The 15,480-nt window shown below is 46.2% G+C and carries 15 protein-coding genes and 1 pseudogene; 2 read left to right on the top strand and 14 right to left on the bottom strand.

Annotated features, from left to right (window positions below):
- Positions 1-368: 368 nt before the first annotated feature.
- Complete coding sequence (locus tag MHH50_RS07270) at positions 369-1,418, bottom strand: NAD(P)-dependent alcohol dehydrogenase (protein ID WP_076185356.1); 1,050 nt, start codon at positions 1,416-1,418, stop codon at positions 369-371.
- Positions 1,419-1,538: 120 nt separating this feature from the next.
- Here MHH50_RS07270 and MHH50_RS07265 point away from each other — a divergent pair, with 120 nt between their 5' ends.
- Positions 1,539-1,955: a MerR family transcriptional regulator gene (locus MHH50_RS07265; protein WP_312148712.1), complete on the top strand. Its 417-nt coding sequence runs from the start codon at positions 1,539-1,541 to the stop codon at positions 1,953-1,955.
- A 55-nt stretch (positions 1,956-2,010) separates the two neighbouring features.
- On the opposite strand, the gene MHH50_RS07260 is transcribed toward MHH50_RS07265, so the two are convergent.
- The 12 genes and pseudogenes from MHH50_RS07260 to MHH50_RS07205 form a co-directional block, all read right to left on the bottom strand.
- Positions 2,011-2,670, bottom strand: a complete 660-nt coding sequence (locus MHH50_RS07260) for a hypothetical protein (protein ID WP_248547753.1) — start codon at positions 2,668-2,670, stop codon at positions 2,011-2,013.
- A gap of 279 nt (positions 2,671-2,949) precedes the next feature.
- Positions 2,950-3,408, bottom strand: a complete 459-nt coding sequence (locus tag MHH50_RS07255) for a hypothetical protein (protein ID WP_143766439.1) — start codon at positions 3,406-3,408, stop codon at positions 2,950-2,952.
- Between the two features lie 454 nt (positions 3,409-3,862).
- A complete protein-coding gene (locus tag MHH50_RS07250; RefSeq protein WP_076125354.1) occupies positions 3,863-4,513 on the bottom strand; it encodes an ATP-binding cassette domain-containing protein in 651 nt (216 codons plus the stop codon).
- Between the two features lie 12 nt (positions 4,514-4,525).
- Positions 4,526-5,503 (bottom strand): hypothetical protein, encoded by a 978-nt coding sequence (locus MHH50_RS07245; protein ID WP_076137953.1) that lies wholly within the window; start codon positions 5,501-5,503, stop codon positions 4,526-4,528.
- The gene (locus tag MHH50_RS07240; RefSeq protein ID WP_076125358.1) at positions 5,478-6,071 is read right to left on the bottom strand and encodes an RNA polymerase sigma factor; all 594 of its coding nucleotides are present in this window, start codon (positions 6,069-6,071) and stop codon (positions 5,478-5,480) included. The genes MHH50_RS07245 and MHH50_RS07240 overlap by 26 nt, the downstream gene beginning before the upstream one ends.
- Before the next feature lie 26 nt (positions 6,072-6,097).
- A complete protein-coding gene (locus MHH50_RS07235; RefSeq protein ID WP_076125360.1) occupies positions 6,098-6,790 on the bottom strand; it encodes a hypothetical protein in 693 nt (230 codons plus the stop codon).
- Entirely contained in the window at positions 6,787-9,246 is a 2,460-nt protein-coding gene (locus MHH50_RS07230; protein WP_340034136.1) for a hypothetical protein, read from the bottom strand. The genes MHH50_RS07235 and MHH50_RS07230 overlap by 4 nt, the downstream gene beginning before the upstream one ends.
- Positions 9,243-10,121 carry an ABC transporter ATP-binding protein gene (locus MHH50_RS07225; protein WP_249267678.1) on the bottom strand — a complete coding sequence of 293 codons (879 nt, stop codon included), beginning with the start codon at positions 10,119-10,121 and terminating at the stop codon, positions 9,243-9,245. Before MHH50_RS07225 ends, MHH50_RS07230 begins: the two co-directional genes overlap by 4 nt.
- A gap of 224 nt (positions 10,122-10,345) precedes the next feature.
- Positions 10,346-10,978, bottom strand: coding sequence for a carbohydrate-binding family 9-like protein (locus MHH50_RS07220; protein ID WP_076098916.1), 633 nt, complete (start codon positions 10,976-10,978; stop codon positions 10,346-10,348).
- A gap of 491 nt (positions 10,979-11,469) precedes the next feature.
- Positions 11,470-12,084: a Gfo/Idh/MocA family oxidoreductase gene (locus MHH50_RS07215; protein ID WP_339248755.1), complete on the bottom strand. Its 615-nt coding sequence runs from the start codon at positions 12,082-12,084 to the stop codon at positions 11,470-11,472.
- A 256-nt stretch (positions 12,085-12,340) separates the two neighbouring features.
- Positions 12,341-12,499, bottom strand: coding sequence for a hypothetical protein (locus MHH50_RS07210; RefSeq protein ID WP_248547758.1), 159 nt, complete (start codon positions 12,497-12,499; stop codon positions 12,341-12,343).
- 504 nt (positions 12,500-13,003) lie between these two features.
- A pseudogene (locus MHH50_RS07205) lies at positions 13,004-13,320 on the bottom strand (sigma factor); the annotation flags it as partial.
- 246 nt (positions 13,321-13,566) lie between these two features.
- Here MHH50_RS07205 and MHH50_RS07200 point away from each other — a divergent pair.
- Positions 13,567-14,532: a nitronate monooxygenase gene (locus tag MHH50_RS07200; RefSeq protein WP_340034135.1), complete on the top strand. Its 966-nt coding sequence runs from the start codon at positions 13,567-13,569 to the stop codon at positions 14,530-14,532.
- A gap of 399 nt (positions 14,533-14,931) precedes the next feature.
- Here MHH50_RS07200 and sigK read toward each other — a convergent pair whose 3' ends face one another.
- Complete coding sequence (gene sigK / locus MHH50_RS07195; RefSeq protein ID WP_340034134.1) at positions 14,932-15,474, bottom strand: RNA polymerase sporulation sigma factor SigK; 543 nt, start codon at positions 15,472-15,474, stop codon at positions 14,932-14,934.
- Positions 15,475-15,480 lie beyond the last annotated feature (6 nt).

Here is a 15,480-nt window from a genome sequence, read left to right as displayed (position 1 = left end):
ATGAAGTAAGCGCTTTATTGTTATTGTGTCATGATTTTCTATTAGGGAAAATAGCATTTTTCAACCTGATTTTTAAAAATTCCAACCTTTAAAGAATCAGCTTTTTCATAAAAACGGCAGAATCAGCTGAACCAAAATATTCAATTGCAGTAACGACAATAAGCAGAGCCGTCCTCCTACCCCAATGGTAGAAGCACTGCTCTGCCTATTTAGCATTTATACACATATGCTGCTGTATGCAACAACGCCTTTTTTCTCTTCTCGAAACATAACTGCGTGAGATTTCCAGCTCCTTAGCAAATTCCCGCTATGTTATCGAATTTCTTGAGGTTGTGGCCACGAACCGAGGTCAAGAATGAAGGCGTCTCTTATTCGTTCCCCATCGTGCTGATGTCGATGACAAACCGGTAACGGACATCTGAAGCAAGCACACGCTCCCAAGCTTCATCAATCCGGTCAGCAGAAATGACCTCGATTTCAGAAGCAATATTATGTTCAGCGCAGAAATTAAGCATTTCCTGCGTTTCACGGATTCCGCCAATCATCGATCCGGCAAACGAACGGCGGTGGCCGATCAGCGAGAATACGTTAACTGCCAATGGATCAGCGGGCGCACCAACATTGACTAATGTACCATCCAATGCCAGAAGTGAAAGATAAGCATCAATATTAATTTGTGCGCTTACTGTATTCACAATAAGATCGAATGAACCGGCAAGCTGCTTAAATGTCTCCGGATCGCTGGTCGCATAATAATGATCCGCTCCTAATTGCAATCCGTCTTCCTTCTTCTTCAGTGACTGTGATAACACAGTAACCTCAGCTCCCATGGCATGAGCAATCTTCACAGCCATGTGTCCAAGCCCGCCAAGACCCACTACCGCTACTTTTTTGCCGGGAGCGGCTCCCCAATGGCGCAGCGGTGAATAGGTGGTGATTCCTGCACACAAAAGCGGTGCAGCCGCGTCAAGCGGAATAGCGTCAGGAATCCGGACCACGAAGTCTTCTGTTACAACGATGTGCGTGGAATATCCGCCCTGAGTATAGTGACCATGCCGGTCGATAGCTCCATAGGTGCCGGTATTTCCACTCAGGCAATACTGCTCCTCACCTTTTTGGCAATTACTGCACTCTCCACAGGAGTCAACCATACAACCAACCCCTACACGATCGCCGACTGCGTACTTTGTAACTTCGGAACCGACCTGGCTGACAATACCGGCGATCTCATGCCCTGGAACAAGTGGATACTTAACCGGTCCCCACTCCCCGCGGGCTGTATGAATATCCGAGTGGCAAATGCCCGCGTATTTAATCTCTATAAGAACATCGTGCGGCTGCAGATTCCGACGTTCGATTGTAGTTAGCTTGAACGGGCCTTCCTGACTGAATGTAGCACGTGCATTTACTTTTATCATAGTGAAACCTCTCTTCTAGTTAATATAAAAAGCTGTAACGCCGACTTTACAAAACCTATGTTATTACTTAAAGTTAACTCTAAGTCAAGCATAAAATATAATTAAGACTGGAGATAGATGATGAAGACATACTCCATAAGTGAAGTTGCAGAATATTTTAATATGACATCACATACCCTGCGTTACTATGACAAGGAGGGACTTTTGCCTTTTATAGAAAGAACCCCCAGCGGGAAACGCGTTTTCAAAGAAACGGATATGGATGCTTTAAAAGTAATTGAATGCCTGAAGTCATCCGGGATGCCAATTAAGGAAATAAAACATTTCATTGAGTGGTGCTCTGAGGGGGACTCCACCTTGCAGCAGAGATATGATATGTTCCTGGAGCGGAAAGCTTCTGTAGAAGCACAGATGGAAGAATTGAGAAAAACGATGGAAGTCATAGACCATAAATGCTTCTACTACAAGACCGCCTTGGATAGCGGCACGGAAGATGTTCATAAAAAAAATAACATTAAGAGTGCATTTACTCATTAAAAATGGACCTTCAAATTACAGTAAAGGCGGGGCAGATTGGTCTGCCCCGCCTTTCTTAATTTGGACGCTTTTTTGCCAGCAGCTTCTCCGTAAAATTCACATCAAAAAAATGAATAATGGGTCCCAAACCAAGTGCGGACACTAGAGTACCTAAGCCTATAACGCCTCCTGCCAGGAAGCAAATCAAAGCACAAAGAGCATCCGTAAACATCCGGTGCCAAAAATAAGATATTTTCGGGACGTTATCCCTCATAATCAGGGACAGGCTGTCGTAAGGAGCGACTCCCACAGCCGATGTCTGATACAGGGATACCCCAAAACTGCATACCACCACGCCAATCGCTACGACGACCACCCGCTGCCATAACAGCTGAGGTTCGCCTAACAGAGATAGCCAAGTACTATGAAAGAACGTAGCGATATACCCCAAAAAGATTGCGTTTACAAAAGTCCCGGCTCCAATATACCTTCGTCCGGTGATGAATTCGATTACAAACAATACCAGGTTCAGCAAGATCAGAAAATTTGCATATGTTATACCCACGCACTCTGCAAGTGCCATTACCATGCCGCTAAAGGGATCATTCCCCATGCCGGACAGCTTAAAAATACTAATTCCCATGCCCAGAAATACATTGCCGATAACCATAATAATCAATCGTTTTTTATCCACGTTATAAAGATAACCCTTCATATTGCCCATCCTATTTTTCATATTAAAATTGCACCTTACAACAACCACGTCATTATATCATATATTCTATTGTTTGACGGTTATCTTTATTGATAGTATTCAATGATTTGGATAAGCAGATCGGTCAGGACTATATTGTTTTGATGGGAACTGAAAAAAACAAAAGCAACCCGTCCGCAGATAAGTCGCCTTTGTAAAACTTTAGTGTTAACGGATCTAACTTATGACTTTAAGCTCAGCGCTTAGCCTTTTAAAAATGATGATAAAGCTTCATAAGAGTATATTTCATTCCACCGGGTTCTATAAGTTAATTTCAGACTTCTCTACTTCATGCCATTGAAAAAGCATTAACACAGGAGGAATATAAATTGGCTGGCCCCAGCAATAAATCAAATCAGGTGTCAAATTCGCAAGCCATAGCTCCCCATTCTCATCTAGTTGCATTCTCCACTTTCCGCTGGCAACAACTTTTTCCTGCTCCATAAGGAAACGAGCCTCATCATATGAAACTTCAATTCCTTTATTGCGCTCTATGAAATCAAGGGCAGCTTGGTAATTACGTTCTTGCTCTTCTTCTTTTTCTGCAGTAAAAGCTGAATCGTATACCTCTGAGAAATCTAAGCCCTTAAGGTCATGGAGTTCCACTAGTTGTTTAAATGCGTCCGTTACAAAAAATTGAACGATAGCTGTTTCCTTTATTTTGAACAGTCTATAATCAACACTATCAATTACATTTGTGGTGTTAAGCAAAAACAACATCAAATCAGGATGAGCCAAGGGAAGTGTTTCGTCTTCTTCCGCAACAATTGGCTATCCGTAAATATCTCGAAAAATCATTGTACTTCCCCTTATTCTTGGTGTGCATGATTCTGGGTTCTCCTCCTTTTTTTCTCTGTATGATTGTACTGACAATAAGGTACCAAAAAATCTCCATTCAAAGAGAAAATCACGCCATTTATTCCATCGGCTGGTTCGCCAATTATTGATATTATCCCAACACTACCCAAGCAATCTGTCACTTCTCATTATTTTATTTGTGTTCAAAACTCCCCGTTCTTTGCCAATGATAAGAGTAGAAGAGTCTCCATTGCCAGCCATCTAGAGGCCGACTCTATCCACCCCTTCAGCAAATGGTTCAAACAAATGTCTGGCTATCCGCCAGGCAAGTTTCGCAGCCGCAGCAGGATGATTTAATATAGAAAACGGCGCTGCATCAGTGCAGCGCCGCTGTACCATTTTCAAGTTTGATCACAGCATCCAACCAACCTCCCTGTAGGCCCTCCAAAGCGCCTGAAAAGATTGCGACTGTGCCAGGTGTCATTTCGTACAACGTGTCTAGCAGCAGGAAACGAATCTCGATATCCATGCCATAGAGAGGCTCATCCAGCAGCAGAAACCATGGATCAGCAAGCATCGCCTGAGCAATCATAAGCCGTTGCTTGTTGCCGCCTGACAACCGCTGAATGGGCGTTTTCCACTCGGCAGTAAGCCCGAGCCGTTCACTTAGCTCACGAGATCGTTCCTCAATGGTTGCCCGTGGCATCAGCTTCATCTCACCCACATAACGCAAGTATGCCTCGACATTCATATTGTCATAGTACGCTGCCTGCTGTGGCTTGTAGCCCAGATAAGGCTTGAAAGCATTGCCTGACAACGTCACGCCATGAAGCTGATAGGTAATCAGGCCGCGTACAGGCTGGTATAGACCAGCTATCGCTTTGAGCAATGCTGTTTTTCCACTGCCATTGGCGCCCTCCAGACCATACCAGCCTGGCGGCAAAGCCAGATTCACATCCCCTAGCAGCAGGTGACCATTATCTGCAAGAAGTTCAACCGCGGTAAGTTTTAGCTCAGCTCCTCGCACCACTCTTCCCTCCTATCCATATTGCTTGTAATAATGCCGATGGCGCAGCAAAATACTTGTTATAACACCCAGCGCTATTGCCAGACTAACAGCAACAAGCTTGCTTGCAAGCCAGTGTTCGGACCCGTATTCGCTGAACAATTGAAATACGCCAAGCCTCTCGCCAGCGGAAAACTGGATGACACCCACTGCGAGCACAACCGCGGTACCAGGCCATGTCCCGAAACGAAGCATTGCAGCCAGCGCTGCAAAAGCGCTCAGGCAGATCGGCAGTAATAGATCTGTGATCAGTAAAGTAGTGTTAGATCCGAATTCACCGCTGGTACCCGTCATAACGAGTATTCCATAAAACAACAGCGCTAGAAGGAGGTCATATAGCAGTATGGTTCCTATTCTGGCTACCATGAGCTGTACGGGTGTAACAGGAAAGGTCGCCTCAAGCTCACTCATTGGCGTATGCATGGATCGGAGTGAATAGGCCACACTGGCTACAGGAAGCAACAGAATCGTAAATAAAAATACATCCGGCTTGGCAGAGCTACTGAACCATTCACTTGCTACCAGCCCCTCAACGACTGCTCCTATGCCAATCATAAGCGCTGATGTAAGCCAAAACAGCCAATGCATCGTCCTTACCTGAGCTGCCATGCGTTGCATAAGCCTTACTGGTAAAGATATAGCGACAGTTGCTTGCCGCCCAGGCCTGTCATGTCTTGCCACTCGCTTGGAAGAGGGTACAGCAACCGCCCACTCAGGCTGTGTGGCATATGTGGCGGCAAGCGCCAGCAGAGATTCCGTCTGCTGGCCGCTGGGACCATCGACGGTATAGCGATCCAGTTGGCTGAATACGGCTCCGATCTGGTCATGCTCCCATCGATCCGCTGCTGCTTCACCCTTTTCCTCTAGTTGCCGCTGCTCTTGCAATTCCCTGTGCAGTTGACTGTCGCGACTAGCCTTATCGGCACTACCGGCTCCGGATATGTAACTCATCCTGATCCTCCCCTTTCTGCAATGTATGGGCCAGTCGCCTGAACGCCCGATACAGCTTGGACTTGACCGTTCCAAGAGGCAGTTCCAGCAACTCGGCTATTTCATCCAGCTTGAGCTCCTCATAAAAACGCAAAATAACAATTTGCCGCTCCTCCTCAGGCAAAGCGCCAAGGGCAGCAATGACTGCTTCACGCTCATATTGCTTGTCTAAAAAAGACGCTACCGTATCCTTACCGCCATCTGCCGCATCATACACTCCGGTATCCTTAGCCGCTACTTCATAACGATAAGCTCCGGACTTCCATACATCACGGCACAGGTTCGTCGCAATTCGATAAATCCATGGTCGAAACCGTTCAGGCAACCGACCAGCTTGCAAAGCCGTGAATACTCTGACAAAACACTCTTGCACCAAATCTTCTGCGAGCTGACGCTTGCTGGTCAGTCGGTATAAATACGCATAGATGGTCTGATGATACCGATAGACGAACAACTCCAGCACGGCTGTATTCCCTTGCTTGTATTGCTCGAGCAGTTGCTCATCCGTAACAACAGCCCTGCTGTTCACTTGACTCTCTCCTTTCTCGCTCAGCACTATTGCCTGCACACGAGCCAACCTCTGCCTTTCCCCAATAGAAGCATACAGCAGAAAAGCAGTATTCCAGCTGCTGCAAATAATGCGATAGCGTTATGCGATTTATCTGTGAACCGGCTCACCGGCCAGACGGCTTGAAATAAATAGTACCGATTGAGCGGCATACTGGACATAAAATACTCCAGCAGCCACACCGTTGCCCCCACTCCTAGCCCGACAGCCATATTGCGCCCTAGCAGAGTGCCCAATGCCGCCAGACCGCCAAGGAACATATTCACACTGAGGCTATGTTTAATTATGTAAGCTAGTTGTGCCGTACTTAAAACGATCGCCCAGCGGTCAATTGCCCAGAGCAACGCTGCTTCATAGATAACTAGCAATAGCGCAGCGACCGCTCCTCGCTCGGCGAACACGAGTAATTGTGAATATGGATAGCTGAAATGATGGGCAAAAGTACCCTCACTGAAATCATCGGCGAACAAGGCAGCACTCAAGGCAATCGCAAGTAAAGGCAGCACAAATATAAAAGCCACTTTGACATGATAAAAACCAGGAGAGGGCATCATCATTGGCAGCATGAGGCAACCAGCTGCTATCAGCGCCGCAATAATAGCTATAGCTAGCAAGTAGCCGCCCCATAGGATGCGCCAAGCATATTTTGCACGGGACAAAAGAATGAGGGCAACCTTCATTGTCCTCCCTCCATTTTCCTTTGCAAATAGCCTCGCAGAAGCGCTTCCATTTGTTCATCACTGTCCTCGATTAGCTGCTCTGTGCCAATACTGTCATAGACAAGCTTGATGACATCGTAGACACTTTCAATACCGTACTGGCTGTATATGGTATTCATAAGGTCATAAACCTGATTCGGTGTACCGTTCAAAAAATAGCTGCTAACAGGTTCGAACAGTCGATCTGGCAGTTTCCCTCCGACCAGCTTGAGCTCGTTATAAGCCTGAAAAAAGTTATTCAGTGTATATTGGGCGTTTAAATTTAACATTCTCGCATTTCTAATCTCTCTACGTTTGGCACTGTAATCAAGCCAGTACTGCCCCGTTCTCAGTTGGATATTCCCATTTTTCCCTCGATCAATTTCCGCCCCAAAATAACTTGACACAGACACCTTAGACAAAAAGTGGACATCGCGAGCTTCCGGACCTCCAACTGATGCATCTACCATGCCAAGGGTGCTCATACTCACCATATTCAAACTATAATACGGATAATCGGCAAGTGCCATAGTAACCGTCTGGGGAAAACTCGTCGCAGCTTCTCCATCCAACTTTTTCAAAGTACACGCCGCTTGGGCGTAATGCCTGGCTGCGAACTGTGCTGCTTCTTCGACAGAACGGGCAGGCAATTGACCAGATGCCAACAGACGCAACGTCTTGCCGTCTGCCGTCGCTTCTGCAAGTTGCAGATCGCCCCCAAATAATGTAAGTCCGCTTGCTTCATCCAGCTCCAGGCGCGTGATGGTCACTCCCTTCTCTCCAGCCATCTTACTAGTAATGACAGAGGCGTTGGAGAACAGTTTCAAGCCACTTGGCCCTGTGATAGCAACTTCAAAGCCCGCCATATGGCGCGGCAGTTGTGTGTCCAGAATATCTGTAGCGTGACGCCCCCATTCGTAGTGATCGGTAAGCAATTCCGATAGCCGGCTATTGCCGATAACAGGGTACCAGCCATAGAAAGCTGGCAGGAAAATCCTGTTATCGTCGACAACAGCGATCTGCTCCCATCTATCCCTGCTAGGAGCGACGGAATAATAATGCCGCCAATCATTTAGGGTACCTCTATATGTCATCTCGATCTCCAGATGCTCCCCTGGCATAACATCCGTTGCAGGCTTGATCCAAAGTACATCTGTAGCCTCTTCCCACTCATAGGCAGCAGCAGCACCGTTCACCTTCAGTTCCTGTACATCAAAGATATGTCGCAGCATGATTGGGAATCGCTCTAGTGTTGCCGCTTGTCCATTGCTTGCTTGCATCGTCGCCTGTATTTCTAACCCATGCCGCGGCAGTAATTCCAACTTCAGCTTGTAGCTGTTAATGTGTAGATCCTGGAACTTCATTCCGACAAGCAGATCTTTAATATGCGATACCGAGAGCGGATTGCTGGTATTCCCGTTTGTGTTAAGGGTGATCCGAGACATTTCCTCAATATCCGCCTCCGAATATTTACCCGCTGCAATTCCAGCAACGAGCAGTTGCTCCAATTCACGCTGTTGCGTGATATCATTGGCTGAAGTAAGACGTTCGCGATAGAAACGTTCATTGGCATCCGCAATATCTGCCCGTTCCTGCAGGTATCCGTACATCGCACTACCTGCCCATAACAATGCTGCACCTAGAATCAGCATCGTGGGATAGACAAGCCATGCCTTGACCCGTTCCCGCCTGCGTCTACATACTACAAGTAGAACAGTCATGACCATTCCTGCTGCTAAAGCTGCAACGATGCCGCGATGCAGCCAAAATGCCGGATCATATATAAATCCCCACATACGTGAGTAAGACTTACCAATATATTTAACTAGTGAATAATCGAACCAAATCTGCGTATGAGGGGGTAATGAAAAAGAAGGGCGATCGGTCTTAAAAAATTCCGGTAAAATAATTGCCAAGCTAAGCAACAGGACGAAGCTGATCAAGTAACTGTATCGCTTGCGGATAAGGATACCTACTAAGTAGGCAATTACAGTTGCAAATAACATCGGGATGGCAAAGGAAGCCAATACAGCAGAGGTATACCATTCACGCATTCCCCATGAGATGCCATCATTTACGACCAACCATACATAAGCCCCCATCGGCACGAGCGCAGCTGCTAACGGAAGGGTTACAGCACAGAGCAAGCGTGCAGCCTCCATTTCCCATGTTCGATACGGAAAGGTAGCCATCATGGTTGCTGTCTTCCATTCTTCATCCCGCCGTGCTATCGCTGTTGCCAGCAAAGGCAAAATAATGAGGGCTACAAGGCAATACACCTCAGAAATATCCATCACGTATACTGCACGATCCAATTTGGCATCGGCGGTCTGAAACATCAAATACAGGATGCCGACCACAGTTGCCAGCATTAGATACAAGCCTGGGCCACGCAGCAGTAGCTTGCACTCTGTTTTGTAATAGCGAATCAGGCTCATTGGCTATTCCCCGCTCTCATGACCGCGATATATCCGTCCTCAAGTCCTGCCTTTGCCTGGACTGCTCCAGGTAATGGGACAGAACTGGCAAGAACACGCGCCTCATAGCCGGCTCCTGAACGCTTTGCAGTCACGATGGCTGCAGTTTCTTTGAGCTCTGCAAGCTTCTCATCACCCACTTGGACCGTCCACACTTGTCCCTGCACACGCTGGAGCAATTGTTCTTGCGTACCGTGAAATACGATGCGCCCTCCGCTCATAATCGCCATACTCTTACAGTTATTATCAATATCGGCGACGACATGTGTAGACAGTAGCACAGTACGATCTTTACCCAGCTCAGTCAGCATATCACGAAATCGCATGCGTTCTTCGGGATCAAGCCCTGCCGTAGGCTCGTCCACAATAATGAACTGCGGATCACCTAGCAACGCCTGGGCAATACCGATGCGCTGCCGCATCCCGCCAGAATATTTGCCTATACGCACATGGCGCTTCTCCTCCAGATTGACTCGGCGCAACATTTCGGCTACTGCTTTCCTCCGGGCTTTTCCATTTGTAATGCCCTTCATGGACGCGACATAATCGAGATATTCTGCGCCTGTCAACTTGCGATATACGCCAAACTCTTGTGGCAGGTAGCCAAGCAAGCCACGAATTTCACGTTCATCCCGCCCAAGCTTGCAATGTCCAATTTGTACATCCCCTGATGTTTTCGGTATTACTGTTGCCAATATTTGCATCAATGTCGATTTTCCCGCCCCATTGGGACCGAGTAAGCCGAACATACCCGTACCCAATGTCAGGTTAATTCCGTTCAGTACTTGTTTACTGCCATATTTTTTGCACAATTGCTGGATAACTACATGCATCATTACCTGCCTCCATTCGTACTTGGCCAACTACCGTGCGCACGAGTAGATTGTCGAACAGTATAACGACACTCCCTTCTAAAAGTTTAAAAAACAGGTGATTTTTTAAAATAATAGTATCCTTGCGCTGCCAATATGACATTTGTTCGATGTGTCTACTACGACAAAAAAACCTCCAACCCCGTATATGCGGCTTTGGAAGTTATTCATTAACCTGCATTTCGCAGTTACTCTAAGTACAGAATCCCAAAATCACAGCTTCTATGAAATTCTGGTTTGTTCGAATGAACTTTGCTCCATGTTCCAAAGTGCGGATAAACCGTTTCATCGCCGCACTTGTAAAAGTTTCCTCTTATCCTTTTTCCCGGCACTGCCCGAAAATCCGAAAAATAAGATTGTACCCATGCCCATGAGATCGAAAAGCTTAATTCCCAATACGCTTCCCCTTTATCATTAATCTGATCCGTGGTGGATAGGACTTGGAAAAGTGCTGGATTGATAGTGATTGGGAAGCGATCATACCGATCCGCTCCTATCTGCAAGAGAATTGCGCCATTCGCATTAAATTCGAAATTCATATAGCGCTGGTCCGAATCCGGAGTAGGCTGAAAAAAGAACTCGATGCAGCTATCCTTATACACAGGATCATTCATGTTTCTATATGTTCGTATTGGATTCTGTTCGTAAACCTTAAACTGAAGCTTCAGATCCTCCTGACTGTAATTTAATCTTGCTGTAACGACCGGGTTATATCCTTTAAGCCATTGATACTGTTTAATGATCTGGAAATCTTCTGTAACTGAAACATCCGTCTGATTTATCAGGCGGGAAATCACTAAGGTTTCTAATTTTCTTTCCATGGTTCATTCCCTTCGGTTGGAAATCCCACTAGGCTAACACAGCAAAACAACCCTATTAATTAACTTGATTATTTAGACCCGCGACTTACCGGTTTTCCAATACGCAGTCTCGATCCCCGAAATTTCGCACGGCCGTCTGCCGTTACCTGTATTGGCGGATGATGGAACTGCACACTCTATATCCCCTCGGGCGCATCCCCCACTTCCCGATCGATGGTCAGATCCCCCCGTATCCGTGTTCTCCTGCAATGCGTCGAAATCTACCTTCACCTCGCCGAATGGAACCTCCCGGAATATGGCTCCGGAGCTTACTAGCCCTGCAATCCGTTGATGATCCAGCGGGTGGTACCCGACGGCACCGTATACATCCCTCAGTTCGACTGACTGATGTCGGCTGCCGTACTTTGCATGGGTGTGGACAATTTATTCCTCAGCAGGTGTACACCATGCACCGGTTCATCCCCTGTTACCATCACCATGTTGGTCAACCCTTATTTCGCGCAAGGTAACGTAATTCCTTCATGGATCGCCCGGTCGGCTAAGAGAGCGATCTCCATCGCCCGGCAGGCTTCCTCCATTGCCGGTATAGGGGGCAAGTTGTTCTCCAGCATGGACAGGAAATAGTCCAGCTGGGCACCCGTAGGCTTTACGGAGAAGTCCATATTGATCTGCCGGACCGCTCCTTTCTGGTAGTCTTCGACCTCGATCAGATTCCCCAGATGCTGATCCTCTCGCGGTCGTTCGTTCTTGTATATGATGCGAATCCGGCCTGCCGGTCCGATAAATTCCTTCCGGTTATCAGTCGGAAGCCCCTTGCCCCACCCTGTCTCAAAGTAGCCGATGGAGCCGTCCGACAGACGGAGGGTCATGAGTCCGTAATTGTAAGTATACGGCGGGACTTCTTCGTAGAGACGCTGCCCGATCCCATTGACGCTTACTACGTCCGCCCCTGTAGCCCAACGCATCACATCGATATAATGGACGCCGCAATCCACGATCGGCGAGACGTCCCGGAGCAGGGATAAGTGGGAAACCCAATTTTTGGAGGGCTTCAATTGGGATAGCCGGATGACCAAAGGGAAGCCGATGGCGCCCTCCCGGATCATCTTCATAACCGCCTGGTACGTAGTGTTATGGCGAAGGATGTGACCGATCAGCACCTTGGTTTTAGCTCCACGGGCCAGCTTCATGAATTCCTGTGTTTCCCGTGCATTGCCCGCCATCGGCTTCTCGCATAGGATATGCTTCCCTGCAGCGAGACAATCTTTTGCGATCCCCAGATGGGAGGACGGGTACGTGGCGATAATGACCAGATCCACATCATCACGCTCTATCAAGACCCGGTAATCCGTGCTCCAACACTCAGCTCCGTATTGGCTTGCCACTAAGGAGGCCCTGTCCCGGTTCCAATCCGCCACGCCGATCAACCGGACCCGCACCTGTCGTGATATCGCGTCCAAGTGGAGAGAGCCCATATAACCGCAGCCTATCACGACCGCCCCGTACCTTTTCATGATGCATCCATCCTATCCTTCTCACTCGCAGAGGTTATTTTATGTTGATCCAAGCTCCTTGTTGGGAGAAACCGAAGTCTCCTTACAACGTCTAGTCTTCTTGGGCATTGATGATTTACCATTCTTCATGCATATACTTCTCTTACATTTGTACAATACCGGACTACTACAGAATAACCTGCATCTTGTTATGATACCTTGTCACCTTTATTATATAAGAATGATGGATAATTTTATTTAGCAAAGAAAGTTACTTTTTGCACGATTCCGTTATTCCTTCTAATTCTATGTAGGGGAGGGGCTCGGTTCATAGGTTCTTTCTTCTATCGCTTGCCGCAAGGTCTGCCATTTTTGTACGATGTATGCGGAACTTCAACCCTATAGATCGCCAATGCTGGGCGCACATAAAAAAGCAACTCCCTTTTTGCAAGTCGCTTTTAAAACACTCTATAGTGAATCTTAAGTTATTATCTACTATCCTCACCGCTTCGCCTTATAAAACTCATGATACAGCTTCAGAGCCAAGGATATCGATAAGTGTAATTTCATACCTTCTTTGTCCGTCCCAATCGGATCGTGCAGAGATACGTCTTTACGTGTTTTCTTGAGCGAACGCAGGTGCAACAGGATTTCGTTTTCAATACAACGAGCAGCAAATGTGGCTAGTTTGGTTCCTTTGTTTGGACGATAGCTCTCAATAGCTTTTATCAGGCCGATGGTGCCGATGGAGATCAGATCCTCCATGTCTTCCCCAGTGTTATCGAATTTCTTGAGGTTGTGGACACGATACGATGTCAAAATCCACTTTCTTGATAGAAAAGCGTTGATAGAAGTATGAAGGTTTTACCGGATGGATGGCTCTTTTTTTGTTATTCATTGTCCTTTTTTAATAGTCACTTCGTTTTCTTAAATTTTCACTTGATATCAACAACTTAACAGTTGAAAGACATGATATTTAACATAGTTTGAGCATGTTTACAGTCACATCCGGGAAAGAATTAGCTGTGTTACGATATATCTTATTACTCTAGAGGAGTATTAATAATGTCAACAACTTGCAAAAGAGGTGTGTAATTGAAATTTCCAACAATCCAATTCGGACATATTAAATCGAGAGTTCCTGTTATTCAAGGTGGAATGGGTGTAGGCATATCCTTAAGTGGACTAGCCGCTGCTGTAGCCAATGCAGGCGGGATCGGCACCATCTCTGGTACAGGGATTACTCCTGATGAGCTGAGAATGCATATTCGCAAAACAAGAGAACTCTCTAAAGGGAATGGCTACATCGGTGTGAATGTACTATTCGCAGTGAAGGACTTTGCCGAAAAAATGAAGATTGCTTTGGAGGAAGAGGTTGACTTTATTATTTCCGGAGCCGGAATCTCCAGAGATATTTATGCTTGGGGTAAAGAATATGGTACTCCTGTCGTAACTATTGTTTCATCCGCCAAATTAGCCCGAATTTCCGAAAGACTTGGTGCCTCCGCAGTCGTTGTAGAAGGGTTCGAAGCTGGAGGCCATTTAGGTACAGACAGATCCATGTTTGATATCCTTCCTGAAGTCTTAGAGGCCGTTTCGATTCCTGTTATTGCTGCGGGTGGAATTCTAACAGGGGATGATATCGCAAAAGCCCTTCGGATCGGCGCATCTGGTGTTCAAATGGGTACCCGTTTTGTGGCTAGCCTTGAGTGTGATGCTCCCTTAGCCTTCAAGCAAAAGTATGTAGATGCTCAGCAAGGAGATACTGTCCTAATCAAGTCTACTGTGGGTCTAGAAGGTAGAGCGATTCGGAATGAATTTACGGACCGGATCAGTGATGATGCCAAATTAAAGATAGTCAAATGCTATAATTGTCTAAAGGTTTGTTCACATCGCTTCTGTACAATGGAATCCCTGCTCACTTCCCTTAGAGGAGATGTTAAGAACGGATTGGTTTTTGCTGGGTCCAGAGTTCATGAGATTAAAGAGATTTTGTCCGTACAGCAGATTATCGACAATTTAATGGATGAGTATCAAGGGGCATTGAACCCGACAACTTAAGGTTGTTATAAGATTCAAAAGCACGATTAACCACTTAAGCAAGCTTGGGATTTCCGAGCATAAGTGGTTTTTTTATTTCGCTTGATACTCAAATCTAGTTATATTTAATAAGCTTTTGTGTTGTATTAACCAAAGATTTCCGTACCTTTCTTTTTAATTGCAACAACAGCTAAATATCTTCACAGCCAAAATGCAATATGCCCAATCGCAAAAGATGACTGGATATATGTACTCTTCAGAGCACCACTTAACAATTTTCCCTCCCCCTTTCTCATGTATTTTTATGAGTTGGTTTAATACAAAAATTCGCTGAACTATATCTTCTCTAAAAAATTTAAATATGGTCCTTGAAGCTTTCTATGTATGCCGGTTAACGGATACTACCTTGTGATTATGAGTTTACCGCTCAGCCTTATAAAACTCATGATAAAGCTTCATGAGCGCCCTCTTCTCTATCCTCGAAACATAACTCCGCGAGATCCCCAACTCCTTAGCAATCTCCCGCTGTGTCCTCTCTTCTCCACCTGTATCCAGCCCAAACCTACCCACCACAACTTCTTTCTCCCGGTCATCCAGAATATCTAGGTTGCGATATATTTTACTCTTCTCGATCTTCAGATCGACTTCTTTAATGACATCATCAGCTTCGGAGCCAAGAATATGGATAAGTGTAATTTCATTACCTTCTTTGTCCGTCCCAATTGGATCGTGCAGAGATACATCTTTACGTATTTTCTTCAAGGATCTTAGGTGCATCAGGATTTCGTTTTCAATACAACGTGCTGCAAATGTGGCTAGCTTTGTTCCTTTGTTTGGACGATAGCTCTCAATAGCTTTAATCATTCCGATGTTGCCAATGGAGATCAGATCCTCCATGTCCTCCCCAGTGTTATCGAATTTCTTGAGGTTATGGGCACGATGTGATGTCAAAAAATAAACCAATTACGA

It is taken from the genome of Paenibacillus sp. FSL H3-0302, from assembly GCF_037982245.1.
In the GTDB taxonomy this organism is placed as follows: Bacteria; Bacillota; Bacilli; order Paenibacillales; family Paenibacillaceae; genus Paenibacillus_AQ; species Paenibacillus_AQ odorifer.
This window is presented reverse-complemented; position numbering and strand designations above follow the sequence as displayed.